Source organism: Billgrantia kenyensis (genome assembly GCF_013697085.1).
Taxonomy (GTDB): domain Bacteria; phylum Pseudomonadota; class Gammaproteobacteria; order Pseudomonadales; family Halomonadaceae; genus Halomonas; species Halomonas kenyensis.
In genome coordinates, this window is sequence record NZ_JACEFT010000023.1 from 21,612 (window position 1) to 45,565 (window position 23,954).

The following is a 23,954-nucleotide window of genomic DNA, read 5'->3' on the forward strand; positions in this document are numbered from 1 at the left end:
TGGCCGGGCGCCTGAAAACAGCAGACCTACTGCGCGCTTGTTGCGTGGCCAGCCCCGAGCAAACAGAGACAACAAGCGGGATGAAACCGGTTTCTTATCGGCTTCGTCCCGCTTTTTTACGAGCCGAATCTGTCGCCGCGACGATAGCCGACGAGCCTGCGCCCCTCAGGCTCGCACCAGCATGGGAGGACCTTGTCTTGAACAGCCCCGCATTGAACAGACCCGCGATACTGGCCCTGGAAGACGGCAGCGTGTTTCACGGCACCGCCATCGGCGCCGATGGGCAAACCAGCGGCGAGGTGGTGTTCAATACGGCCATGACCGGCTATCAGGAGATTCTTACCGACCTCTCCTATACCCGGCAGATCGTGACCCTGACCTACCCGCATATCGGCAACACCGGCATCAATGCCGAGGACGTCGAGTCCGGCAGCATCGCTGCTGCCGGCCTGGTGATCCGCGACCTGCCGCTGATCGCCAGCAACTTCCGCTCCGAACAGTCGCTCTCCGACTACCTCAAGAGCCAGAACGTGCTCGGCATCGCCGATATCGACACCCGCCGCCTGACCCGCATCCTGCGCGACAAGGGCGCCCAGAACGGTGCCATCCTGGCGGGGCGGGAGGCCGAGGGCGACGATGCCGTCGAGCGCGCCCTGGCGGCAGCCCGCGACTTTCCCGGGCTCAAGGGTATGGACCTGGCCAAGGAAGTCACCTGCCAGCAGGCCTACGAGTGGAGCGAGGGCGAGTGGGCGCTGGGCCAGGGTAACGTCGATGCCGGCGGCCCTGATGGAAAAGCCGAGCGGCCCTTCCACGTGGTGGTCTACGACTTCGGGGTGAAGTACAACATCTTGCGCATGCTCGCCTCCCGCGGCTGCCGGCTCACCGTGGTGCCGGCCCAGACCCCGGCCAGTGAAGCGCTGGCACACAGCCCCGACGGCATCCTGCTGGCCAACGGCCCCGGCGACCCGGCGCCCTGCGACTATGCCATTGCGGCCATTCGCGAGATCCTCGAGACGCAGGTGCCGGTGTTCGGTATCTGCCTCGGCCACCAGCTGCTGGCCCTGGCCGCCGGCGCCAGGACGGTGAAGATGAACCACGGCCACCACGGCGCCAACCACCCGGTGCAGGACCTCGACAGTGGCCACGTGATGATCACCAGTCAGAACCACGGCTTCGCCGTCGACGAGGCGAGCCTGCCAGGCAACGTGCGCGCCACGCACCGCTCGCTGTTCGACCGCACCCTGCAGGGCATCGAGCTGACCGACCGACCGGCCTTCAGCTTTCAGGGGCACCCGGAGGCGAGTCCCGGGCCGCGCGACGTGTCGCCGCTGTTCGACCGCTTCGTGACGATGATGCGTGAGCGCCGCTGAGCGGCGCCGCCTTCGTCTCATCACCTGATTTCAACGAATCCAGCCGCGGGAACCGACATGCCCAAGCGTACCGACATAAATAGCATCCTGATCATTGGCGCCGGCCCCATCGTCATCGGGCAGGCGTGCGAATTCGACTACTCCGGCGCCCAGGCCTGCAAGGCGCTGCGCGAGGAGGGCTTCCGGGTCATCCTGGTCAACTCCAACCCGGCCACCATCATGACCGACCCGGCCATGGCTGATGCCACCTACATCGAGCCGATCACCTGGCAGGCGGTGGAGAAGATCATCGAGGCCGAGCGCCCCGATGCCATCCTGCCCACCATGGGCGGCCAGACCGCACTCAACTGCGCGCTCGACCTGGACAAGCACGGCGTGCTCGAGAAGTTCGGCGTGGAGATGATCGGTGCCAACGCCGACGCCATCAACAAGGCCGAGGATCGCGACCTGTTCGACCAGGCCATGAAGCGCATCGGCCTGGAGTGCCCCAAGGCCGAGGTGGCTCACAGCATGGAGGAGGCCTGGCGCATCCAGGAGTCGCTGGGCTTCCCGGTGATCATTCGCCCCTCCTACACCATGGGCGGCTCCGGTGGCGGCGTGGCCTACAACAAGGAGGAGTTCGAGGAGATCTGCACCCGCGGCTTCGAGCTCTCCAACAACCACGAGCTGCTGATCGACGAGTCGCTGCTGGGCTGGAAGGAGTACGAGATGGAGGTCGTTCGTGACAAGAACGACAACTGCATCATTGTCTGCTCGATCGAGAACTTCGATCCCATGGGCGTGCATACCGGCGACTCCATCACCGTGGCCCCGGCGCAGACGCTGACCGACAAGGAGTACCAGATCATGCGCGATGCATCGCTGGCGGTGCTGCGCGAGATCGGCGTCGAGACCGGCGGCTCCAACGTGCAGTTCGGCGTCGACCCGGATACCGGGCGCATGGTGGTGATCGAGATGAACCCGCGGGTGTCGCGCTCCTCGGCACTGGCCTCCAAGGCCACCGGCTTTCCGATCGCCAAGATCGCCGCCAAGCTGGCGGTGGGCTACACCCTGGACGAGCTTTCGAACGACATCACCGGCGGGCGCACCCCGGCCTCGTTCGAGCCCTCCATCGATTACGTGGTCACCAAGATCCCGCGCTTCACCTTCGAGAAGTTTCCTCAGGCCAACGACCGACTGACCACCCAAATGAAGTCGGTGGGCGAGGTGATGGCCATCGGGCGCACCTTCCAGGAGTCGCTGCAGAAGGCGTTGCGCGGGCTCGAGACCGGCAACGACGGCCTCGATCCCAAGGTCGCCGACTTCAGCAGCGACGCCATGGCCCATATCAAGGGTGAGCTGCAGGCCGCCGGCGCCGAGCGTATCTTCTACGTGGCCGACGCCATGCGCTCCGGCATGAGCGTAGAAGAGGTGTTCGCCCTGACCAGGATCGATCCCTGGTTCCTGGTCCAGCTTGAAGAGCTGATCCGCATCGAACAGGACGTGGCCAAGCGCTCGCTTTCCGAGCTCGACCCGCGGGAGCTCTTCCAGCTCAAGCGCAAGGGCTTCTCCGACGCGCGCCTGGCCGGCCTGCTCGGCGTTTCCGAGAAAGAGTTCCGCAAGACCCGCCAGAAGGCCGGTATCCGCCCGGTCTACAAGCGGGTCGACACCTGTGCCGCCGAGTTCGCCTCCGACACCGCCTACATGTACTCCACCTACGAGGAGGAGTGCGAGGCCGAGGTCAGCGACCGTCAGAAGATCATGGTGCTGGGTGGCGGGCCCAACCGCATCGGCCAGGGTATCGAGTTCGACTACTGCTGCGTCCACGCCGCCTTCGCCATGCGCGACGACGGCTACGAGACCATCATGGTCAACTGCAACCCGGAGACCGTCTCCACCGACTACGACACCTCCGACCGCCTCTACTTCGAGCCGGTGACCCTGGAGGACGTGCTGGAGATCGCCGACAAGGAGCAGCCGGTCGGGGTGATCGTGCAGTTCGGCGGCCAGACCCCGCTGAAGCTGGCCCGGGAGCTCGAAGCCGCCGGCGTGCCGATCATCGGCACCACCCCTGACGCCATCGACCGCGCCGAGGACCGCGAGCGCTTCCAGCAGATGATCGACAAGCTGGGGCTCAAGCAGCCGCCCAACGCCACCGCACGCAGCTTCGACGAGGCCTTCGCCAAGGCCGAGGCGATCGGCTACCCGCTGGTGGTGCGTCCGAGCTACGTACTCGGCGGTCGCGCCATGGAGATCGTCTACTCCGCCGACGAGCTGGAGAACTACATGACCCACGCGGTCAAGGTTTCCAACGACTCGCCGGTGCTGCTCGACCACTTCCTCAACGCCGCCATTGAGATCGACATCGACGCCGTCTCCGACGGCCACGAGGTGGTGATCGGCGGCATCATGCAGCACATCGAGCAGGCCGGCGTGCACTCCGGCGATTCCGCCTGTGCGCTGCCGCCCTACTCGCTGCCCGCCGAGGTGCAGGATGAGATGCGCGATCAGGTCAAGCGCATGGCCGTCGAGCTCGGCGTGGTGGGTCTGATGAACGTGCAGCTGGCGTGGCAGGACGGCGAGATCTACGTCATCGAGGTCAACCCGCGTGCCTCGCGCACCGCGCCCTTCGTTTCCAAGTGCATCGGCACCTCGCTGGCGCAAATCGCCGCCCGCTGCATGGCCGGCAAGAGCCTGGCCGAGCAGGGTTTCCAGCGCGAGATCGTGCCGCACTTCTTCAGCGTCAAGGAAGCGGTGTTCCCGTTCAACAAGTTCCCCGGGGTCGACCCGATCCTGTCGCCGGAAATGAAGTCTACCGGCGAGGTGATGGGCTCCGGCGAAACCTTTGCCGAGGCCTTCTACAAGGCGCAGCTGGGTGCCGGTGAGGCGATTCCCAAACTCGAAGGCGAGCGCAAGGCGTTCCTTTCGGTGCGTGAGCCGGACAAGGCGGGCGTTATCGAGATCGCCCGTTCTCTGCTAGGATTGGGGTTCACCCTGTGCGCGACCCGCGGCACTGCCGCCGCCCTCGAAGCCGCCGGCCTCGAGGTCGAGGTCGTCAACAAGGTCTACGAAGGCCGTCCGCATATCGTCGATCTGCTCAAGAACGACGACATCGCCTATATCGTCAATACCACCGAGGGTCGCCAGGCGATCAATGACTCTTCGGTGATCCGCCGTACCGCACTGGCTCGCAAGGTGCCTTATGCCACCACCCTGGCAGGGGCGAGCGCCGTTTGCATGGCGCTGGAATATGGCAACGAGATCACGGTGCGGCGTCTACAGGAACTGCATGCAGGAGCAACGCAATGAACAAGGTCCCGATGACCGTCGCCGGCGAGGCACGTCTGCGCAAGGAGCTCGAGGAGCTCAAGAGCGAGGCGCGCCCCAAGGTGATCGCGGCGATCGCCGAGGCCCGTGAGCACGGCGACCTCAAGGAGAACGCCGAGTACCATGCGGCGCGTGAGCAGCAAGGCTTCATCGAGGGGCGCATCCAGGAGATCGAGAGCAAGCTCTCCAATGCCCAGGTGATCGACGTGCAGAAGCTGCCGCAGACCGGCAAGGTGATCTTCGGCGTCACCGTCGAGCTGATCAACCTCGGTAACGACGAGGAGGTCAGCTACCAGATCGTCGGCGAGGACGAGGCCGACATCAAGGGCGGCAAGATCTCGGTGACCTCACCCATTGCCCGGGCCTTGATCGGCAAGGAAGAGGGAGATGTGGTGGTGGTGGCCACGCCGGGCGGCGAGGTCGAGTACGAGATTTCCAGCGTCGAGCACCGCTGAGCCCGGCCGAGCTCAGCCCAGCCCGGGCCGGTACGAAAAAGCCCGCGACATCATGTCGCGGGCTTGTTTTTTAGGCCTTGGCTCTTTTTGGGCCTTTCCTCTGCGGCTTGCTTCAGTGCCGGCCGTGGTGGTTCTCGAAGCGCTTGACGTTGGAGAGCTTCGGGTTGGCCTGGGGGCTCTTGCGGTAGAGCAGCGCCATCTTGCCGATGGTCTGCACGCACTCGGCGCCGCTGGCCGCGAGCAGCTCCTCGAGCATGGCGGCGCGGTCGTCGCGCTCCGGCAGGGCCAGCTTGACCTTGATCAGCTCGTGATCGGACAGCGCCCGGTCGAGTTCCGCCAGCACGCCCTCGGAGACACCGTTCTCCGACACCGTCACCACCGGGTTGAGATGGTGGCCGATGCTGCGAAATGCTTTCTTTTGTGCCTGTGACAAGCTCATGGTATCTTGCGTCTTCCCGGTTGCGCGTAACCTGTCATGGTACGGTGAAATGCGCGCCGGCGAAAGCATGGCAAGGCCCGCCGGGCCCTCGTCCAGCTCTGCATCACACCGAACCGGGCCGGCATGTCTGCGCTCCGCTCGGCGTCTTCAGTCAAGGTGATCGTGTGGCTCGATCCTCCTCCTCGTCCCGCAATGGCGCGCCCGACAGCCCGCGTCGCCAGCCTGGTGCCGGCAAGAGCAGTGCCAGCAAGAGCAGCGCTGGCTGGCTCAAGGAGCACTTCGACGACCGCTTCGTCCAGCAGAGCTGGCAGGACGGCTATCGCTCCCGCGCCAGCTACAAGCTGCTGGCGCTCGACGACAAGGACCGGCTGTTCAAGCCCGGCATGAGCGTGATCGACCTGGGCGCCGCTCCGGGCGGCTGGAGTCAGGTGGCGGCCGATCGCGTGGGCCACGAGGGCTTGGTGATCGCCTCGGACATTCTCGAGATGGATGCCCTGGCCGGCGTCGAGTTCATCCAGGGCGACTTTACCGAGGAGGCCGTGCTCGAGGCCATTCTCGCGGCCCTGAATGGGCGCCCGGTGGACCTTGTAATGTCCGACATGGCCCCCAATATGAGTGGGATGAGTGCCATCGACCAGCCCCAGGCCATGTACCTGGTGGAGCTGGCGCTCGATCTGGCACGCCAGACCCTGCGGCCCGGTGGCCGCTTCCTGGCCAAGGTGTTCCAGGGCGAAGGGTTCGATGCCTACCTGAAGGAGTTGCGCGAGAGCTTCGCCAAGGTAGTGACGCGCAAGCCCGAGGCGTCTCGTGCACGTTCACGCGAGGTCTACCTGCTGGCGGAAGGATTTCGAGGCTGAGCCAAGGCTCGGCCCGGTGACATGAGCCAGGCGCGGCCGCACCCGCCCTGGGCGATCGATGATAGTTTTAGACTAATAGCGCGATGGCCAGACATGGCCGCTCAACTGTGCCACAGTGGGGGATGGCGTGGTTCGCTCCGCGGGGCGGAACATGGCTTCTTCATGCGTGGTCTTATGGGTCAGGCATCGTTGCCCGAGAGTAGCTTGCAATGAGGGTAGTCCCTTGAATGATATGGCGAAGAATTTGATCCTCTGGTTGGTCATTGCGGCGGTACTGCTGACGGTGTTCAACAATTTCACCGTCGATACGACGCCGCAGACGATGAACTATTCCCAGTTCGTCCAGCAGGTGCAGAACCAGCAGGTCCGCAGCGTGACCATCGATGGCTATCGCATCACCGGCGAGCGTGCCGATGGCTCTGAGTTCCAGACCATCCGGCCGGCGGCGGAGGATCCCAAGCTGATCGACGATCTGCTCTCCCACAACGTCACCGTGATCGGTCGCGAGCCGCAGGAGCAGAGCCTGTGGACCCGGCTGCTGATTGCCAGCTTCCCGATCCTGCTGATCCTCGCCATCTTCATGTTCTTCATGCGCCAGATGCAGGGGGGCGCCGGCGGCAAGGGCGGGCCGATGAGCTTCGGCAAGTCCAAGGCCAAGCTGCTTTCACAGGATCAGATCAAGACTACCTTCTCCGACGTCGCCGGCTGCGACGAGGCCAAGGAGGAGGTCGAGGAGCTGGTCGACTTCCTGCGCGATCCTTCCAAGTTCCAGCGCCTGGGCGGCACCATTCCCCGCGGCGTGCTGATGGTGGGCCCGCCGGGTACCGGTAAGACGCTGCTGGCCAAGTCCATCGCCGGCGAGGCCAAGGTGCCGTTCTTCTCGATCTCCGGCTCCGACTTCGTCGAGATGTTCGTCGGCGTGGGCGCGTCCCGCGTGCGCGACATGTTCGAGCAGGCCAAGAAGCAGGCGCCTTGCATCATCTTCATCGACGAGATCGACGCCGTGGGCCGCTCGCGCGGTGCCGGCATGGGCGGCGGCAACGACGAGCGTGAGCAGACCCTCAACCAGCTGCTGGTGGAGATGGACGGCTTCGAGGCCAACGAAGGCATCATCGTGATCGCCGCCACCAACCGCCCCGACGTGCTCGACCCGGCACTGCTGCGCCCGGGCCGCTTCGACCGTCAGGTGGTGGTGCCGCTGCCCGACATCCGCGGCCGCGAGCACATCCTCAACGTGCACCTGCGCAAGGTGCCGCTGGCCGACGACGTCAAGCCGTCGCTGATCGCTCGCGGCACCCCCGGCTTCTCCGGCGCCGACCTGGCCAACCTGGTCAACGAGGCGGCGCTGTTCGCCGCGCGGCGCAACAAGCGCCTGGTGGGTATGGAAGAGCTGGAGCTGGCCAAGGACAAGATCATGATGGGCGCCGAGCGCCGCTCCATGGTCATGACCGACAAGGAGAAGCTCAACACCGCTTACCACGAGTCGGGCCACGCCATCATCGGTCTGGTGATGCCGGAGCACGACCCGGTCTACAAGGTCACCATCATCCCGCGCGGTCGCGCCCTGGGCGTGACCATGTTCCTGCCCGAGCAGGACCGCTACAGCCTGTCGCGGCAGCAGATCATCAGCCAGATCTGCTCGCTGTTCGGCGGCCGCATCGCCGAGGAGATGACCCTGGGGCCGAATGGCGTCACCACCGGGGCCTCGAACGACATCAAGCGCGCCACCGAGCTGGCTCATAACATGGTGGCCAAGTGGGGGCTCTCCGAAGAGATGGGGCCGATCATGTACGACGAGGACGAGTCGCACCAGTTTCTCGGCGGCCCCGGCCAGGGCGGCGGCAAGCTGAAGTCCGGCGAGACCACTACCCGGCTCGACAAGGAAGTGCGCAAGATCATCGACGACTGTTACAACGAGGCCAAGCGGATTCTCGAGGAGAATCGCGACAAGCTCGACGCCATGGCCGAGGCGCTGATGCAGTACGAGACCATCGACGCCGATCAGCTCAAGGACATCATGGAAGGTCGTACGCCGCGTCCGCCGAAGGACTGGGAAGACGGCGACTCCGGCGGCGGTGCTCCGGTTTCCGGCGACGCCGAGGCCAAGCCCGAGGAGGAGCCGGCGCCGCAGCCGTCCGACAGTGGCAGTGGCGGCGATGCGGGTGACCAGGGCGACGAGGATGAGGATGACGAGCCCCGCCGTCGCCCCTCCGATCCGCTGGGCGGCCCTGCCGGCTCGTGAGCAGCAATGTCGATACAGGCGCCCTGCGGGGCGCCTTTGCCGTGGGCGCCCACCCCGCTCCATGACACAGCCGCCCACGTCCCAGGATGCATGACATGACGGACTCTTCTTCAGCGACCTGGCTGCCATGTGGGCGGCATCGCCTCGATATCTCCTATCCCCGGGTCATGGGGATCCTCAACGTCACCCCCGACTCCTTTTCCGACGGTGGCCGTCATGTGGCCCTCGACGATGCCCTGCGCCATGCCGAGCGCATGCTGGCGGAAGGTGCGGCGATCATCGACGTGGGAGGAGAGTCGACCCGTCCGGGAGCGCCGCCGGTCTCCACCCAGCAGGAGCTGGACCGGGTGGCGCCGGTCATCGAGCGGCTGGTGTGTGAGCTCGATGCGCTGGTTTCGGTGGATACCAGCAACCCGCGAGTGATCGAGCAGGCCGCCCAGCTGGGTGCCGGCATGATCAATGACGTGCGCGCCCTGCAGCGGGACGGAGCGCTGGAGGCAGCGATCGGAGCAGGGCTGCCGGTGTGCCTGATGCACATGCAGGGCGAGCCGCAGGACATGCAGCAGGCGCCTCGCTATGATGAACCCATCGAAGATGCCGTGGCCGGTTTCCTGGCGGCGCGGGTGGCTGCCTGCGAGGCGGCGGGGCTGCGCCGCGAGCGGCTGCTGCTCGACCCGGGGTTCGGCTTCGGCAAGACCGTCGAGCATAATCTGCGCCTGCTCAATCGTATGGATCGCCTGACTGCCCTCGGCTTGCCGCTGCTGGTGGGCATGTCGCGCAAGAGCATGATCGGCAAGGTGCTGGGGCGGCCGGTTGAGGAGCGCCTGGCCGGAGGTCTGGCGCTGGCGGCGCACGCCGTCGGGCGTGGGGCCCGTATCCTGCGTGTCCATGACGTTGGCCCAGTCATGGATGCGGTGAACATGAGTTGGGCCGTGCTAAGGGAAGGCTGCGAGCATGACTAGAAAATACTTCGGTACGGATGGCATTCGTGGGACGGTAGGTGAGTATCCCATTACCCCTGACTTCATGTTGAAGCTGGGCTGGGCCATGGGGCGGGTGCTGACTCGCGAGTCGGGCCGTGCACGGGTGCTGATCGGCAAGGATACGCGTATCTCGGGCTACATGTTCGAGTCGGCGCTCGAGGCAGGGCTCTCCGCCGCCGGCGTTGACGTGGCTCTGCTCGGCCCGATGCCGACGCCGGGCATTGCCTACCTCACGCGCACGTTCCGCGCCGATGCCGGTATCGTCATTTCCGCGTCGCACAATCCCTTTGCCGACAACGGCATCAAGTTTTTCTCCACCGCGGGCACCAAGCTTGCCGATGAGCTCGAGGAGCGCATCGAGGCGGCGCTCGAAGAACCGCTGACCACGGTGGCGGCGGACAGGCTCGGCAAGGCCATGCGCATCGACGATGCCGCCGGCCGCTACATCGAATTCTGCAAGTCGACCATCCCCAATCGCGTCAGTCTGCATGGATTGAGCGTGGTGCTCGACTGTGCTCACGGCGCCACCTACCACATCGCTCCCAGCGTATTCCGCGAGCTGGGCGCGGAGGTCAGTCTGGTCGGGGCCAGCCCCGACGGCCTCAACATCAATCGCGACGTCGGCTCCACCTCGCCGGCCACGCTGCGTGCCGCGGTGATTCAACAGGGCGCCGACCTGGGTATCGCCTTCGATGGTGACGGCGACCGGGTGCTCATGGTCGATGCCGACGGGCGCGAGATCGATGGCGACGACATCCTCTACCTGATCGCCCGCGACCGGCATCAGCGCGGTCAACTGGTCGGCGGCGTGGTCGGCACCCTGATGACCAACCTGGGGTTGGCGATGGCGCTTGAGCGCATGGGCATTCCCTTCGAGCGTGTCAAGGTGGGGGACCGCTACGTGGTCGAACGGCTGGCGGCCAAAGGCTGGCAACTCGGAGGGGAATCCTCCGGTCATATCGTATGTGCCGACGTGCAGAGTACCGGAGACGGGATCGTCTCGGCGCTGCAGGTGCTGGCGATCATGGTCAGTGAGGGCAAGCCGCTCCACACGCTGCTGTCCGGGTTGGAGAAGGTGCCCCAGGCGCTGGTCAACGTCCGCCTCAAGCCGGGCAGCGATGCCAAGGCCCTGCTGGACAGCCCGGGGGTCAAGGATGCCGTGGCGGCAATGGAGGCGGAACTCGGCGAAGAGGGGCGCGTGCTGCTGCGCCCCTCGGGGACCGAACCGCTGATCCGCGTGATGATCGAGGGGCGAGCGCACCTCGATGTCGAGGCGCTGACCAGTCAGCTCGCCGCCCAGGTAGAGAGAGAGTTGGGTTGACAAGCGCCGTGGAGGTTGTCTTGGCCTGGCGCCTCCTATACCATTTCGCTCCACTTTGAAAGAGGAGGCTGCATGCGAACGCCGCTGATCGCCGGGAACTGGAAGATGAACGGTTCGGCCTCGCTGGTCGAAGAGTTCGGGCGTCGCTTTGCCGACGAGCCGCTCCCGACGTCAATGGACGTGGTCATACTGCCACCCTTCCCCTATCTGGACGCGGCGCGGCGTGCCTTCGAAGGGGCTCCGCTGCGCCTGGGGGCGCAGACGCTGAACCCGCTGCACTCCGGTGCACGCACTGGCGAGGTCAGCGGGCGCATGCTCAAGGAGTTCGGCGTCGAGTATGCCCTGGCGGGCCACTCGGAGCGTCGACAGCTCTACCGTGAGGACGACGAGGCCGTGCTCGATCGGCTGCTGGCGGCGCTGAACGTCGACATCACGCCGATCCTGTGCGTGGGCGAGACGCTGGAAGAGCGCGATGCCGGCCGCACCATGGAGGTGGTGCTGCGCCAGGTGGGCTACGTGATGGCGCGCCTGGAGCCGGATCAGCGCGAGCGAGTCGTCATCGCCTACGAGCCGGTGTGGGCGATCGGTACCGGACGCACGGCCACTCCGGAGCAGGCACAGGAGGTCATGGCCGGGATTCGCCAGTATCAGGCCGGTTATGATCGCGAGCTCGCGGCGAGCCTGCGTCTCCTCTACGGCGGCAGCATGAATGCCGACAACGCGGCTGAGCTGCTGGCTCAGCCCGACATCGACGGCGGCCTGGTGGGCGGAGCATCGCTCAAGGTCGACGATTTCCTAGCCATTTGTCAGTCAGCAGGTTGAACTCATGCAAGTTGCCATTCTCATGATCCACGTGGCGATCGCTATCGCCCTGGTCGTTCTTATCCTGCTTCAGCAGGGCAAGGGCGCCGAAGCTGGTGCCGCCTTCGGTGGTGGTGCCTCGCAGACCGTGTTCGGCTCGCGCGGTACCGGCGGCTTCATGTCGCGTACCACCGCTGTGTTGGCGGCGGCCTTCTTCGCCACTTCGCTGACCCTGGCCTATTTCGCTACCCAGGCCGGGCAGGCGCCGGAAGCGGGCATTCCCGATTCGCGACTGATCGAGCAGCAGCGAGGCCTGCCGACGCTTGACGACGAGGCCGGGGATGTGGATAATACCGCGCCAGTGCTGGAGGAAACCGACGACTGAGTCGCGGCTCCAGCAGTCAAGCTAGCCGAAGTGGTGGAATTGGTAGACACGCTATCTTGAGGGGGTAGTGACCGTAAGGTCGTGCGGGTTCAAGTCCCGCCTTCGGCACCATCTGAAACGCTGCGATCCCGTCGGGATCGTGAGTCGTCAGAAGCAGGATTGGCACCAGGATGATTGCAGGCACAGGCTTGGCCCAAGTCTCCTTGACGCAGGGCGCGGTTCACGCCTACAATCGCCGACCTGGAATGTTGCGGGGTGGAGCAGTCTGGTAGCTCGTCGGGCTCATAACCCGAAGGTCATCGGTTCAAATCCGGTCCCCGCTACCATCTTCCGGCAGGCATCCGAACGGGATGCAGGATGCCGAAGTGGTACTACAGGTTTCTTGTGAAAGGCCCCTTCCTGCGAAGGGGCTTTTTGTTAGCAGATTACTGTCGGGTTGGCCGGCAGTGCTTATCCGGGCAACGCCAATCAGCCACCTAGCTTTCCTGTTCTCTCCCGGCCAGGTGCCTGATGCAACGGCTGTAGGAGCTACTCTGTGGCAATCAAGGACGCTGCGCTGCATGCGCTGATCGAGCCGGTGGTCACCGCCATGGGATTCGAGCTCTGGGGCATCGATTATCGTCCCCAGGGCAAGCACTCCCGGCTGGTGATCTACATTGATCATGCCGATGGCGTGAGCGTGGATCACTGCGCCGACGTAAGCCGTCAGGTCAGCGCCGTGCTCGACGTCGAGGACCCCATTCCGGGCGAGTATCGCCTGGAGGTGTCGTCGCCGGGCATGGACCGTCCGCTGTTCACCCTCGACCAGTTCGCCCGCTACGCGGGTCATGATGTGGCGCTGAAGCTGCGCGTTCCCTTCGATGGGCGGCGCAAGTTCCAGGGGCTGCTGGCTGGCATCGAGGCGGACGAAGTGCTGTTGCGGCTCGACGGCGAGGAATACTGCTTTCCCATCGAAAGCATCGATCAGGCGCGGGTAGTCCCGCGGTTCGAGGACTGAGCGCAGAACCAGGTTCGGTGCACAAGAACAGGTTTTCTGGCGAGGCAAAGGCATGAGTAAAGAAATTCTGACGGTCGTCGACGCGATCTCCAACGAGAAGGGCGTGCCCCGCGAAGTGATCTTCGAGGCCGTCGAGGCAGCGCTGGCCAGTGCGTCGCGCAAGCGTTTCGAGGGTCGCGAGGTCAGCGTGCGGGTACACATCGATCGTCAAACGGGCGACTACGAGACCTTCCGCCGCTGGGAAGTGGTTGAGGATGACGAGTTCGAGAACCCCGACGCCGAGATCAAGGAGTCCTTCGCCGCTCGACGCGAAACGCCGCTCAAGCTGGGCGACGTCGTCGAGGAGCAGATCGAGAACGCTACCTTTGGCCGCATCGCTGCCCAGACCGCCAAGCAGGTGATCGTGCAGAAGGTGCGTGAGGCCGAGCGCGCCGAAGTGGTGCGTCAGTATGCCGAGCGCGAAGGCGATCTGGTCGCCGGCATCGTCAAGAAAACCACCCGTGACGGCCTGATCATCGACCTGGGCGACAACGCCGAGGCATTCCTGCCGCGCAGCGAAATGATTCCCGGCGAGCGCTACCGCATGAACGACCGGGTTCGCGCGCTGCTGGTCAAGGTCGATCCGGAGGCGCGCGGTGCTCAGCTGATCCTGTCGCGCACCTGCCCGGAGCTGATCATCGAGCTGTTCAAGATCGAGGTGCCGGAGATCGCCGAGCAGCTCATCGAGATCAAGGGTGCGGCGCGTGACCCGGGCTCCCGGGCCAAGATCGCGGTCAAGACCAACGACCGCCGCATCGATCCGGTCGGCGCCTGCGTCGGCATGCGCGGTTCCCGTGTCCAGGCCGTCTCGGGCGAACTGCAGAATGAGCGTGTCGATATCATCCTGTGGGACGACAATCCCGCCCAGCTCGTGATCAACGCCATGGCACCGGCGGACGTCGCCTCGATTCTGGTCGACGAGGATGCCCACGCAATGGACGTAGCCGTCGCCGAGGACAACCTGGCTCAGGCCATCGGCCGCAGCGGCCAGAACGTACGCCTGGCGTCCGAGCTAACCGGCTGGCGCATCAACGTCATGACCGAGGGCGAGGCCGAAGACAAGCGCGAGCAGGAGATCGACAGCCTGGTCGAGAATTTCATCCAGCATCTGGAGATCGAGGATGACCTCGCCCGGCTGCTGGTGGAGGAAGGTTTCACCACGCTGGAGGAAATCGCCTACGTGCCCCTCGAGGAGATGCTCGAGATCGAGGAGCTTGATGAAGAGCTCGTGGAAGAGCTGCGAGCCAGGGCCAAGGATGAGCTGTTGACGTTGGCCATTGCTTCCGAAGAGGAGCTGGATGGCGCTCAGCCGGCCGACGACTTGCTGGAAATGGACGGCATGGAGCGTCATCTGGCCTTCATCCTGGCCAGCCGGGGCATCGTCACCATGGAGGACCTCGCCGAGCAGTCCGTCGACGATCTGATGGACATCGAGGACATGGACGAGGAGCGCGCTGCAGCACTGATCATGACTGCCCGTGCGCCCTGGTTCGAGAACGAACAGTAAACGGGTCACGGGCTGAGGAGGGTCGAGATGTCGGAAATGACCGTTAAAGATTTTGCAGCGAAGGTGGGCCGCGACGTGCCCCGCCTGCTGGAACAGATGAAAGAAGCCGGGCTCGAGCACAAGTCGGAGAGCGACGCCGTGTCCGAGGAGGACAAGCGCAAGCTGCTCGACTACCTGACCAAGAGCCATGGCGGCACCGGGGCCGGTGCGCGCAACCGCATCACGCTGACGCGCAAGACCCGCAGCAAGATCAAGACCGGCGAGCGTGGCAAGACCATCGAGGTGCAGGTACGCAAGAAGCGTACCTACGTCAAGCGCGCCGAGGAGGAAGAGGCGCCCAAGCCGGAGCCGGCGGAAGAGGCCGGCCCGCGTCAGCTGGTTGGCGACATGGCCGATTCCCAGGCCAAGCGTGAGGCCGAGCAGGCAGAGCAAGCCGAGCGCCGCGCCGCCGAGCAGGCAGCCAGCGAAGAGGCAGCCAAGGCGGAAGCGGCCAAGGCCGCAGAGCCGGAAGTTCCGGTGCCCGAGCTGGAGGTGCCGGTGGAAGAACCGGTCGCCCAGCCCGAGCCACCCGCGCCGCCCAAGGAAGGCCGCACCGACCGCCGTACCGCGCCGCCCAAGAAGGCCTCGGCCAAGAAGGGCCGGCACGATCGCGACGACGATCGCGGCGACCGTGAAGAGCGCCGCCGTGGCAGCGGCAAGAAGGTCAAGCGCGCCGAGCGTCGCGGCGGACGTCGCAGTACCGGCCAGAGCGGTGGCGGCAAGCACGGCTTCCAGAAACCGACCCAGCCGATCGTGCGCGAGGTGTCGATTCCCGAATCGATCAGCGTCGCCGAACTGGCCGACAAGATGTCGATCAAGGCGAACGAGGTCATCAAGACCATGTTCACCATGGGCGCGGCGGTGACCATCAACCAGACCATCGATCAGGACACCGCGGCCATCGTGGTCGAGGAGATGGGCCACAAGCCCAAGCTGATCAAGGATGATGCGCTCGAGACCGAAATGCTCGAGGGTATCTCCTACGAGGGCGACGAGATCACCCGTTCGCCGGTGGTCACCGTGATGGGCCACGTCGACCACGGCAAGACCTCGCTGCTCGACTACATCCGCAAGGCCAAGGTGGCCACCGGGGAAGCCGGCGGTATCACCCAGCACATCGGCGCCTACCACGTCGAGGATGAGCACGGCGGCGTGACCTTCCTCGATACCCCGGGTCACGCGGCGTTTACCGCCATGCGTGCCCGCGGTGCCAAGGCCACCGACGTGGTGATCCTGGTCGTGGCGGCCGACGACGGCGTGATGCCCCAGACCATCGAGGCGATCGAGCATTCCAAGGCGGCTGAAGTGCCCATCGTGGTTGCGGTCAACAAGATCGACAAGCCGGCGGCCGATCCGGACCGGGTCAAGAACGAGCTGTCCCAGCACGGCGTCATCTCCGAGGAGTGGGGCGGCGACACTCAGTTCGTTCACGTCTCGGCCAAGAGCGGCGAAGGCATCGAGGATCTGCTGGAAGCGATCCAGCTGGTCTCCGAGGTGCTCGAGCTCAAGGCGGTGCCGGAAGCGCCCGGCAAGGGCGTGGTGGTCGAGTCGCGTCTCGACAAGGGTCGCGGCCCGGTGGCTACCGTACTGGTGCAGAACGGCACGCTGAAGCGTGGTGACATCGTGCTTGCCGGCCTGCACTACGGCCGTGTGCGCGCGCTGACCAATGAGCTCGGCCAGCAGGTCGAATCGGTTGGTCCCGCCATGCCGGTGGAGATCCAGGGCCTCGACGGCACTCCGGATGCCGGTGACGACTTCATGGTCGTGGCTGACGAGAAGAAGGCCCGCGAGGTCGCCAACTTCCGTCAGGGCAAGTACCGCGAGGTACGCCTGGCCCGCCAGCAGAAGGCCAAGTTGGAGAACATGTTCAGCCAGATGGGCCAGGACGAGGTGGCCAAGGTCAACATCGTGCTCAAGGCCGACGTGCAGGGTTCTCTGGAAGCGATCAAGGGCGCCCTCGAGGAACTCTCCACCGACGAAGTGCAGGTGGCCGTGGTTTCCTCCGGCGTGGGCGGCATCACCGGGACCGATGCCAACCTGGCGCTGGCCTCCGAGGCCATCGTGGTCGGCTTCAACGTGCGTGCCGACGCCGCCGCCCGTGAGATCATCGAGCGTGAAGGGCTGGACCTGCGCTACTACAGCGTCATCTACCAGCTGATCGACGAGGTCAAGCAGGCCATGAGCGGCATGCTGGCACCGGAGTGGAAGGAAGAGATCGTCGGCGTGGCCGAGGTCCGTGACGTCTTCCGCGCGCCCAAGATCGGCGCCGTGGCCGGCTGTATGGTGGTCGAGGGTACCGTCTTCCGTAACAAGAAGATCCGCGTGCTGCGCGACAACGTGGTCATCTACGAGGGCGAGCTCGAATCGCTGCGCCGCTTCAAGGACGACGTTCAGGAAGTACGCAGCGGCATGGAGTGCGGCATCGGCGTGAAGAACTACAACGACGTCCAGGTCGGCGACAAGATCGAGGTCTTCGACCAGGTCAAGGTCGAGCGGACGCTGTAATCGCAGCGGGAGTGGTACATGCGCGAGTTCAAGCGAACCGACCGGGTCGGCGACCAGCTGCAGAAGGAGCTGGCCGTGTTGATCCAGCGCGAGGTCAAGGACCCGCGCCTGGGCATGGTCACCGTCAGCGGGGTCACGGTCAGCCGTGACCTCGGCTATGCCGACGTCTACGTGACCCTGCTCGGCGAGGACAGCCCCGAGCGCATCAAGGAGAACCTCAAGGTCCTCAAGCAGGCGGCGGGCTTCTTGCGCAGCCAGATCGCCCGACGCATCAAGCTGCGCCACGTGCCGGAACTGCGCTTCCACTACGATGAAAGCGTGGTGCGCGGCCAGCGCCTCTCTTCGCTGATCGACGAGGCCGTGTCCAGCGACCGTGCACGTCACGGCGAGGAAGGGGCGGATGACGACGGCGAGGGAGAGCGCGGCTGATGGCGCGTCGCCGCCGGGGGTTGCCGGTCGATGGCGTGCTGCTGCTCGACAAGCCCAAGGGTGCCTCGAGCAATCACGCCCTGCAGCGGGCTCGTCGCCTGCTGCAGGCGCAGAAGGCGGGCCATACCGGCACCCTGGATCCCATGGCAACCGGGCTGCTGCCGGTGTGCCTGGGCGAGGCGACCAAGTTCTCGGCGCACCTGCTCGAGGCCGACAAGGTCTATCGCACCCGAGTGCAGCTCGGCGCGGTGACTGCCACCGGCGACGCCGAAGGCGAGGTGATCGAGCGCTGCGAAGTGCCGTCGCTTTCGGCCGAGGATGTCGAGCGGGTGCTGGAAGGCTTCCGTGGCGAGATCGAGCAGACGCCACCGATGTATTCGGCGCTCAAGCATCAGGGGCGCAAGCTCTACGAACTGGCCCGCGAGGGCAAGAGCGTCGAGCGTGCAGTGCGCCGCGTGACGGTGTATGATGCGCGGCTGCTCGCCTTCGAAGGCGACGCCTTCGAGCTCGAGGTACGCGTCAGCAAGGGCACCTACATCCGCACCCTGGCCGAGGATATCGGCAAAGCACTGGGCTGCGGGGCACATATCACCGCCCTGAGGCGGCTCGCCACCGGCCCCTTCGACAGCGAGGGCATGCTGCCCATCGAGGCGCTGGAAGCGTTGTCGGGCCAGGATGAGCGAGAGGCGGCGCTGCTGCCGGTCGACGTGCTGGTGGCGCATCTGCCGCGACTCGACGTCAGCGAGGCGGCAAGGCAGCGCCTGGTGCATGGCCAGGCGGCTAGCGTCGAGCGGCTCGAGGCGAACCTCGGCGAGCTGACAAGACTCTACTGTAAAGAGATCTTCATCGGTCTCGGCACGGTGACGGGGCCACAGGAAGTGGCTCCCAAGCGGCTGCTCAATACGGCAGCCGATTGAGGAAGCGCGATGCATCGCGGCTTCCGCAAGGAGAGACGCCCGAGACTGCAAATATGCGTGGTCTCACACATTCACGTTTCAGGCATATTGCTTACTGGAGAAACAGATGGCACTTACCGCTGAACAGAAGGCCGAGATCGTCAAGGAATTCGGCCGTGGCGACAACGACACCGGTTCCCCCGAAGTTCAGGTGGCCCTGCTGAGCGCCAACATCGATGGCCTGCAGGATCACTTCAAGAGCAACAAGCAGGATCACCACTCCCGCCGTGGCCTGATCCGCATGGTCAACCAGCGCCGCAAGCTGCTGGACTACCTGAAGCGCAAGGATCTGTCGCGCTATCAGGCATTGATCCAGCGCCTCGGCCTGCGTCGCTAAGAAAAGGGTAATTCGTAACGCGAATTCCTCCTTTCCTTATGCTCACGGCGTGACAACGGGCAGTCCCCTCAGGGGCTGCCCGTTTTGCGTTTTCAGAACGAAAGCGGTGGTATAGGTGGCTCTCGCGCGCGTCAACCCCTAAAATGGTCGCCGAGTCAAAACGACCCATACATGTAGAGAAAAGTTGAAGGAAGTCGCCGTGAATCCGGTAAAGAAAACGTTTCAGTACGGTCGCAGCACCGTCACCCTGGAAACCGGGCGCATTGCCCGCCAGGCCACCGGTGCCGTCTTGGTCACCATGGACGACACCGTGGTGCTGTGCACCGTGGTGGCGCGGAAGGAGGCCAACCCCAACCAGCCGTTCTTCCCGCTTTCCGTGCATTATCAGGAGAAGACCTACGCGGTCGGTAAGATTCCCGGTGGCTTCTTCAAGCGTGAGGGGCGTCCTACCGAGAAGGAGACCCTCACCTCGCGTCTGATCGATCGCCCCATCCGCCCGCTGTTCCCCAAGGGCTTCATGAACGAGGTGCAGGTCATCTGTACGGTGCTCTCCACCGATCGCAACCATGACCCGGACATTGCCGCCATGCTCGGCACCTCCGCGGCGCTGGCGATCTCCGGCGTGCCGTTCAACGGGCCGATCGGCGCTGCCCGCGTTGGCTTCAACGAGGAGAAGGGCTACTTCCTCAACCCCACCGTGGAAGAGCTCAACGGCTCCGAGCTGGACATGGTCGTCGCCGGCACCGAGAAAGCCGTGCTGATGGTGGAGTCCGAGGCCCAGGAGCTGCTCGAGGACGAGATGCTGGGTGCCGTGCTCTACGGTCACCAGGAGATGCAGACCGCTATCGGCGCGATCAACGAGCTGGTCGCCGAAGCCGGCAAGCCTCGCTGGGACTGGCAGCCTCCGGCCGAGAATACCGCGCTCAAGCAGGCGATTGCCGCCGCCTTCGAGGCCAAGGTGGGCGAGGCCTACCGCATCACCGACAAGATGGCCCGCCAGGATGCGCTGGCTGACCTCAAGGCTCAGGCCGTTGAGCAGCTGGCCGGCGAGGAGGAAGGCCAGTTCGACGCCGACGAGGTCAAGGGCGCCTTCGCCAGCCTCGAGAAGCGAGTGGTGCGTGGCCGCGTGGTCAAGGGCGAGCCGCGTATCGACGGCCGTGACCAGAAGACCGTGCGCCCGCTGGCCATCGAGGTTGGCGGTCTGCCCAAGACCCACGGCTCGGCGATCTTCACCCGCGGCGAGACCCAGTCCATCGTCATCGCCACCCTGGGTACCCTGCGCGACGCTCAGCTGATCGAGTCGCTGGAAGGCGAGCGCAAGGACCGCTTCCTGCTGCACTACAACTTTCCCCCCTACAGCGTGGGCGAGGCTGGCTTCATGGGCGGCCCCAAGCGCCGCGAAATCGGCCACGGTCGCCTGGCGCGCCGCGGTGTGGAGGCGATGCTGCCCGACGAGGCGGACTTCCCCTACACCATTCGCGTGGTCTCCGAGATCACCGAGTCCAACGGTTCGAGCTCCATGGCTTCCGTCTGCGGTGCCTCGCTGGCACTGATGGACGCCGGTGTGCCGATGAAGGCGCCGGTGGCCGGTATCGCCATGGGCCTGGTCAAGGATGAAAACGGCTTCGCCGTGCTCACCGATATCCTGGGCGACGAGGACCACCTGGGCGACATGGACTTCAAGGTGGCGGGCAGCGCTGCCGGCGTTACCGCCCTGCAGATGGACATCAAGATCGAGGGCATCAACGAGGAGATCATGGAGATCGCCCTGCAGCAGGCCAACGAGGCCCGCCTGCACATCCTCGAGCAGATGAATGCGGTCATCAGCCAGAGCCGCGCGGAAATCTCCGAGAATGCCCCCTCCATGGCTACCATCAAGATCGATCCGGAGAAGATCCGCGACGTCATCGGCAAGGGTGGCGCCACCATTCGCAAGATCTGCGAAGACACTGGCGCCTCCATCGACCTCGACGACGACGGCACCGTGCGCATCTATGCCGAGGACAAGGTGGCGGCCAAGAAGGCCATCGATACCGTGCTGGCGATCACCGCCGAAGCCGAGATCGGCAAGCTCTATCGTGGCAAGGTGGTGCGCATCGCCGACTTCGGCGCCTTCGTCAACATCATGCCCGGCACCGACGGTCTGGTGCACATCTCGCAGATCGTGCCCGAGCGCGTCAACGACGTGCGTGACTTCCTCAACGAGGGTGACGAGGTGGTGGTCAAGGTGCTCGACATCGACAACCGCAACCGCGTGAAGCTCACCATCAAGGAGATCACGCCGGAGGAGAAGGCCGCCTTCGAGGCCGCCGAGGCCGAGACCGCGCTGTAAGCCTCACTCGACGCCGCAACGCGAACCGCCCCCATGGCCTGCTGGCCATGGGGGCGGTTTTGTTGGCGCCGCGGCTTTACCTTTCGATTGCCAGGGCAACGCCTTGGCCACCGCCAATACACAGCGTGGCCAGGCCTTTCTTGGCGTCGCGGGCGATCATCTCGTGCAGCAGGGTGATCAGTACGCGACAGCCGGAGGCACCGATGGGGTGTCCAAGCGCGATGGCGCCGCCATTGACGTTGACCTTGGAAACGTCCCAGCCGAGCTCCTTGTTGACCGACAGCGCCTGGGCGGCGAAGGCCTCGTTGGCCTCGATCAGGTCGAGGTCGTCCAGGCTCCAGCCGGCCTTTTCCAGGCAGCGGCGGGTAGCCGGAGCCGGGCCGATGCCCATGATCGCCGGATCGACGCCAGCGTTGCTGTAGGCGGCGATACGCGCCAGCGGCTCGAGGCCGAGCTGCTTGGCCTTGTCGGCGGAGCAGATCATCACCACGGCGGCGCCGTCGTTGATCGAGGAGGCGTTGCCGGCGGTGATGGTGCCGTCCTTCTTGAAGGCAGGACGCATGCCGGCGAGCTTGTCGGCGCTCACTTCGCGGGGGTTCTCGTCGGTGTCGAAGACTACCGGGTCGCCCTTGCGCTGGGGAATTTCGACCGGAACGATCTGTCCCTTGAACTTGCCGTCGCGGATGGCGGCAGCCGCTTTCTGCTGGGAGGCAGCGGCGAACTCGTCCATGGCCTCACGAGTAATGCTGTACTTCTCGGCCAGATTCTCGGCGGTGATGCCCATGTGATAGTTGTTGAAGGCGTCCCACAGGCCGTCGTGGACCATGGTGTCGACGGCCTTCCAGTCACCCATGCGCTGGCCGTTGCGTGAGTTGGGCAGCACGTGAGGCGAGGCCGACATGTTTTCCTGGCCGCCGGCCAGGATCAGCTCGGCGTCGCCGCAGCGAATCGCCTGGGTAGCCAGGTGCAGGGCCTTGAGGCCCGAGCCGCACACCTTGTTGATGGTCATGGCAGGCACGACGGCGGGCAGGCCGGCCTTGATAGAGGCCTGACGCGCGGGGTTCTGGCCTACGCCGGCCGTCAGTACCTGGCCGAGCAGCACTTCATCGACCTGATCGGCGGAGACGCCGGTAGAGGCCAGAATGTCCTTGATCACCAGCGCACCGAGGTCGCTGGCGGGAATGCCGGCCAGCGATCCACCAAAGGCGCCGATGGCGGTTCTGCGAGCGGCAACGATCACCACGTCTTGCATAGGAACTCTCCTGATTCGTTCACTGACGGTAACTGGGTCAGCATAGGCGACGATTGTGCGCTGCGGCAATGCTCCCATGAGGTAACAGCAGGCCGGCGTTTCGTCGCCATGTGGCCGATCAGGCGAGCTGGACGGGAATGGCGTTGCTGGTATGGCTGACGACGTTGCCTTCCTGCAGATAGACGAGGCTTGGCTGATGACTCTCCAGTTCGGCCTCGCTGTAATGAGCATAGCTGCAAATGATCACCCGGTCGCCGGGACCGGCCAGGTGAGCGGCAGCGCCGTTGATCGAGATCACGCGCGATCCTTCTTCGGCACGAATGGCATAGGTGGTGAAGCGCTGGCCGTTCTCGACGTTGTAGATCTGGATCTGTTCATTCTCTCGAATGCCGGACATATCCAGCAGTTCTCCGTCGATGGCACAAGAGCCTTCGTAATTGAGCACGGCATGAGTGACACGGGCCATGTGCAGCTTGGCCTTGAGCATGACGGTGAACATGCGGGTGTTTCCTCCGGGTTACGATGAGCGCCGCCTCAGCGCGGCAGGGTCAGGGTCAGGTTGTCGATGAGTCGCGTATTGCCCAGCCGAGCGGCGGCGAGCAATACGGCCTCTCGGGTAAGGTCGGTCACCGCCCCCAGGTCCGCTGCACGCAATTCCAGATAGTCGGGTTCGAAACCGGCCTGACGCAGTCGGGTCAGGCCCGACTCGAGGGTCGCCTCCACCGGGTCGCCGGCCTCGAGGGAGTATCGCAGTGAGGCGAGTGTGCGCTGCAGTTCCGGTGCTGCCGAGCGCTCCTCCGGGGTGAGGTAGCCATTGCGTGACGACAGGGCCAGGCCATCCTCGGCGCGCACGATCGGCACGCCGACGATCTCGATGGGGAGGTGAAGATCTATCACCATCTTGCGGATCACGGCCAGCTGCTGGTAATCCTTCTCGCCGAAGCAGGCGATGTCGGGCTGTACCAGATTGAACAGAATGCTCACCACGGTGGAGACACCATCGAAGTGTCCGGGGCGGGAGCCGCCGCACAGCCCCTCGCTGACAGCGGGAACGCATACCCGGGTCTGCTCGCCAAGCCCACGCGGGTAGAGGGTGGCCACGGTTGGCGCGAACAGCAGGTCGCAGCCGGCGGCCTCGAGCTTGGCCTGGTCCTCTTCCAGGGTGCGGGGGTAGGCATCGAGGTCTTCGCTGGGCCCGAACTGCAGCGGGTTGACGAAGACGGTCGCCACGACCACGTCGGCGTGTCGGCGGGCGGTCTCCACCAGCGCTAGGTGGCCATCGTGGAGGTTGCCCATGGTCGGCACCAGCCCGATGCGCAGCCCCTGGCGACGGTGTTCGCCCAGGGTCTCACGCAGCGCGGGGATATCTCGCAGAGTACGCATCAGCGGACCTCCTGGCGGA

The 23,954-nt window shown here is 65.1% G+C and carries 20 protein-coding genes and 2 tRNA genes; 18 read left to right on the plus strand and 4 right to left on the minus strand.

Features of this window, described 5'->3' with window-relative positions; translation table 11 throughout:
- Positions 1-212 precede the first annotated feature (212 nt).
- Genes carA through greA form a run of 3 tightly spaced genes read left to right on the plus strand, consistent with a single transcriptional unit; the run spans position 213 to position 5,131 of the window.
- Complete coding sequence (carA, locus tag H1D44_RS15750) at positions 213-1,370, plus strand: glutamine-hydrolyzing carbamoyl-phosphate synthase small subunit (RefSeq protein WP_181515851.1); 1,158 nt, start codon at positions 213-215, stop codon at positions 1,368-1,370.
- 57 nt (positions 1,371-1,427) lie between these two features.
- A complete protein-coding gene (carB, locus tag H1D44_RS15755; protein WP_181515812.1) occupies positions 1,428-4,658 on the plus strand; it encodes a carbamoyl-phosphate synthase large subunit in 3,231 nt (1,076 codons plus the stop codon).
- The gene (gene greA, locus H1D44_RS15760) at positions 4,655-5,131 is read left to right on the plus strand and encodes a transcription elongation factor GreA (protein ID WP_181515813.1); all 477 of its coding nucleotides are present in this window, start codon (positions 4,655-4,657) and stop codon (positions 5,129-5,131) included. The genes carB and greA overlap by 4 nt, the downstream gene beginning before the upstream one ends.
- 112 nt (positions 5,132-5,243) lie before the next feature.
- On the opposite strand, the gene yhbY is transcribed toward greA, so the two are convergent.
- On the minus strand, positions 5,244-5,570 hold the full coding sequence (gene yhbY / locus H1D44_RS15765; RefSeq protein WP_181515814.1) for a ribosome assembly RNA-binding protein YhbY: 327 nt from the start codon (positions 5,568-5,570) through the stop codon (positions 5,244-5,246).
- Positions 5,571-5,734: 164 nt separating this feature from the next.
- Here yhbY and rlmE point away from each other — a divergent pair, with 164 nt between their 5' ends.
- The 15 genes from rlmE to pnp all read left to right on the plus strand — a co-directional run bounded on the left by rlmE (position 5,735) and on the right by pnp (position 21,300).
- Entirely contained in the window at positions 5,735-6,427 is a 693-nt protein-coding gene (gene rlmE / locus H1D44_RS15770; protein ID WP_181515815.1) for a 23S rRNA (uridine(2552)-2'-O)-methyltransferase RlmE, read from the plus strand.
- Between the two features lie 223 nt (positions 6,428-6,650).
- Complete coding sequence (gene ftsH / locus H1D44_RS15775) at positions 6,651-8,669, plus strand: ATP-dependent zinc metalloprotease FtsH (RefSeq protein ID WP_181515816.1); 2,019 nt, start codon at positions 6,651-6,653, stop codon at positions 8,667-8,669.
- Between the two features lie 95 nt (positions 8,670-8,764).
- Positions 8,765-9,631 (plus strand): dihydropteroate synthase, encoded by an 867-nt coding sequence (gene folP, locus H1D44_RS15780; protein ID WP_181515817.1) that lies wholly within the window; start codon positions 8,765-8,767, stop codon positions 9,629-9,631.
- Positions 9,624-10,973 carry a phosphoglucosamine mutase gene (glmM, locus tag H1D44_RS15785; RefSeq protein WP_181515818.1) on the plus strand — a complete coding sequence of 450 codons (1,350 nt, stop codon included), beginning with the start codon at positions 9,624-9,626 and terminating at the stop codon, positions 10,971-10,973. Before folP ends, glmM begins: the two co-directional genes overlap by 8 nt.
- 72 nt (positions 10,974-11,045) lie before the next feature.
- Entirely contained in the window at positions 11,046-11,795 is a 750-nt protein-coding gene (gene tpiA, locus H1D44_RS15790) for a triose-phosphate isomerase (protein WP_181515819.1), read from the plus strand.
- A gap of 4 nt (positions 11,796-11,799) precedes the next feature.
- Complete coding sequence (gene secG, locus H1D44_RS15795; RefSeq protein WP_181515820.1) at positions 11,800-12,159, plus strand: preprotein translocase subunit SecG; 360 nt, start codon at positions 11,800-11,802, stop codon at positions 12,157-12,159.
- Positions 12,160-12,183: 24 nt separating this feature from the next.
- Positions 12,184-12,270: transfer RNA gene (locus H1D44_RS15800), tRNA-Leu, on the plus strand.
- Positions 12,271-12,408: 138 nt separating this feature from the next.
- Positions 12,409-12,485 (plus strand) — tRNA-Met (locus tag H1D44_RS15805).
- Between the two features lie 209 nt (positions 12,486-12,694).
- Positions 12,695-13,156, plus strand: coding sequence for a ribosome maturation factor RimP (rimP, locus tag H1D44_RS15810; RefSeq protein WP_181515821.1), 462 nt, complete (start codon positions 12,695-12,697; stop codon positions 13,154-13,156).
- A 52-nt stretch (positions 13,157-13,208) separates the two neighbouring features.
- The gene (nusA, locus tag H1D44_RS15815; protein WP_181515822.1) at positions 13,209-14,702 is read left to right on the plus strand and encodes a transcription termination factor NusA; all 1,494 of its coding nucleotides are present in this window, start codon (positions 13,209-13,211) and stop codon (positions 14,700-14,702) included.
- 27 nt (positions 14,703-14,729) lie between these two features.
- Positions 14,730-17,246: a translation initiation factor IF-2 gene (gene infB, locus H1D44_RS15820; RefSeq protein WP_181515823.1), complete on the plus strand. Its 2,517-nt coding sequence runs from the start codon at positions 14,730-14,732 to the stop codon at positions 17,244-17,246.
- A gap of 18 nt (positions 17,247-17,264) precedes the next feature.
- A complete protein-coding gene (gene rbfA, locus H1D44_RS15825; RefSeq protein WP_181515824.1) occupies positions 17,265-17,675 on the plus strand; it encodes a 30S ribosome-binding factor RbfA in 411 nt (136 codons plus the stop codon).
- Positions 17,675-18,592: a tRNA pseudouridine(55) synthase TruB gene (gene truB, locus H1D44_RS15830; protein ID WP_181515825.1), complete on the plus strand. Its 918-nt coding sequence runs from the start codon at positions 17,675-17,677 to the stop codon at positions 18,590-18,592. The genes rbfA and truB overlap by 1 nt, the downstream gene beginning before the upstream one ends.
- 106 nt (positions 18,593-18,698) lie before the next feature.
- Positions 18,699-18,968, plus strand: a complete 270-nt coding sequence (gene rpsO / locus H1D44_RS15835; protein WP_181515826.1) for a 30S ribosomal protein S15 — start codon at positions 18,699-18,701, stop codon at positions 18,966-18,968.
- A 199-nt stretch (positions 18,969-19,167) separates the two neighbouring features.
- Complete coding sequence (gene pnp, locus H1D44_RS15840) at positions 19,168-21,300, plus strand: polyribonucleotide nucleotidyltransferase (protein WP_181515852.1); 2,133 nt, start codon at positions 19,168-19,170, stop codon at positions 21,298-21,300.
- A gap of 76 nt (positions 21,301-21,376) precedes the next feature.
- On the opposite strand, the gene H1D44_RS15845 is transcribed toward pnp, so the two are convergent.
- The 3 genes from H1D44_RS15845 to panC all read right to left on the minus strand — a co-directional run bounded on the left by H1D44_RS15845 (position 21,377) and on the right by panC (position 23,935).
- Positions 21,377-22,552, minus strand: coding sequence for an acetyl-CoA C-acetyltransferase (locus H1D44_RS15845; protein ID WP_181515827.1), 1,176 nt, complete (start codon positions 22,550-22,552; stop codon positions 21,377-21,379).
- Between the two features lie 118 nt (positions 22,553-22,670).
- Positions 22,671-23,051 (minus strand): aspartate 1-decarboxylase, encoded by a 381-nt coding sequence (gene panD / locus H1D44_RS15850; protein ID WP_181515828.1) that lies wholly within the window; start codon positions 23,049-23,051, stop codon positions 22,671-22,673.
- Between the two features lie 35 nt (positions 23,052-23,086).
- Positions 23,087-23,935, minus strand: a complete 849-nt coding sequence (gene panC / locus H1D44_RS15855) for a pantoate--beta-alanine ligase (RefSeq protein ID WP_181515829.1) — start codon at positions 23,933-23,935, stop codon at positions 23,087-23,089.
- Between the last annotated feature and the right edge of the window lie 19 nt (positions 23,936-23,954).

Coding starts and splice junctions, on each gene's coding strand:
- carB (WP_181515812.1), top strand. CDS start 1,428: ATGCCCAAGCGTACCGACATAAATAGCATCCTGATCATTGGCGCCGGC.
- greA (WP_181515813.1), top strand. CDS start 4,655: ATGAACAAGGTCCCGATGACCGTCGCCGGCGAGGCACGTCTGCGCAAG.
- yhbY (WP_181515814.1), bottom strand. CDS start 5,570: ATGAGCTTGTCACAGGCACAAAAGAAAGCATTTCGCAGCATCGGCCAC.
- folP (WP_181515817.1), top strand. CDS start 8,765: ATGACGGACTCTTCTTCAGCGACCTGGCTGCCATGTGGGCGGCATCGC.
- glmM (WP_181515818.1), top strand. CDS start 9,624: ATGACTAGAAAATACTTCGGTACGGATGGCATTCGTGGGACGGTAGGT.
- tpiA (WP_181515819.1), top strand. CDS start 11,046: ATGCGAACGCCGCTGATCGCCGGGAACTGGAAGATGAACGGTTCGGCC.
- secG (WP_181515820.1), top strand. CDS start 11,800: ATGCAAGTTGCCATTCTCATGATCCACGTGGCGATCGCTATCGCCCTG.
- nusA (WP_181515822.1), top strand. CDS start 13,209: ATGAGTAAAGAAATTCTGACGGTCGTCGACGCGATCTCCAACGAGAAG.
- infB (WP_181515823.1), top strand. CDS start 14,730: ATGTCGGAAATGACCGTTAAAGATTTTGCAGCGAAGGTGGGCCGCGAC.
- rbfA (WP_181515824.1), top strand. CDS start 17,265: ATGCGCGAGTTCAAGCGAACCGACCGGGTCGGCGACCAGCTGCAGAAG.
- truB (WP_181515825.1), top strand. CDS start 17,675: ATGGCGCGTCGCCGCCGGGGGTTGCCGGTCGATGGCGTGCTGCTGCTC.
- rpsO (WP_181515826.1), top strand. CDS start 18,699: ATGGCACTTACCGCTGAACAGAAGGCCGAGATCGTCAAGGAATTCGGC.
- H1D44_RS15845 (WP_181515827.1), bottom strand. CDS start 22,552: ATGCAAGACGTGGTGATCGTTGCCGCTCGCAGAACCGCCATCGGCGCC.
- panD (WP_181515828.1), bottom strand. CDS start 23,051: ATGTTCACCGTCATGCTCAAGGCCAAGCTGCACATGGCCCGTGTCACT.
- panC (WP_181515829.1), bottom strand. CDS start 23,935: ATGCGTACTCTGCGAGATATCCCCGCGCTGCGTGAGACCCTGGGCGAA.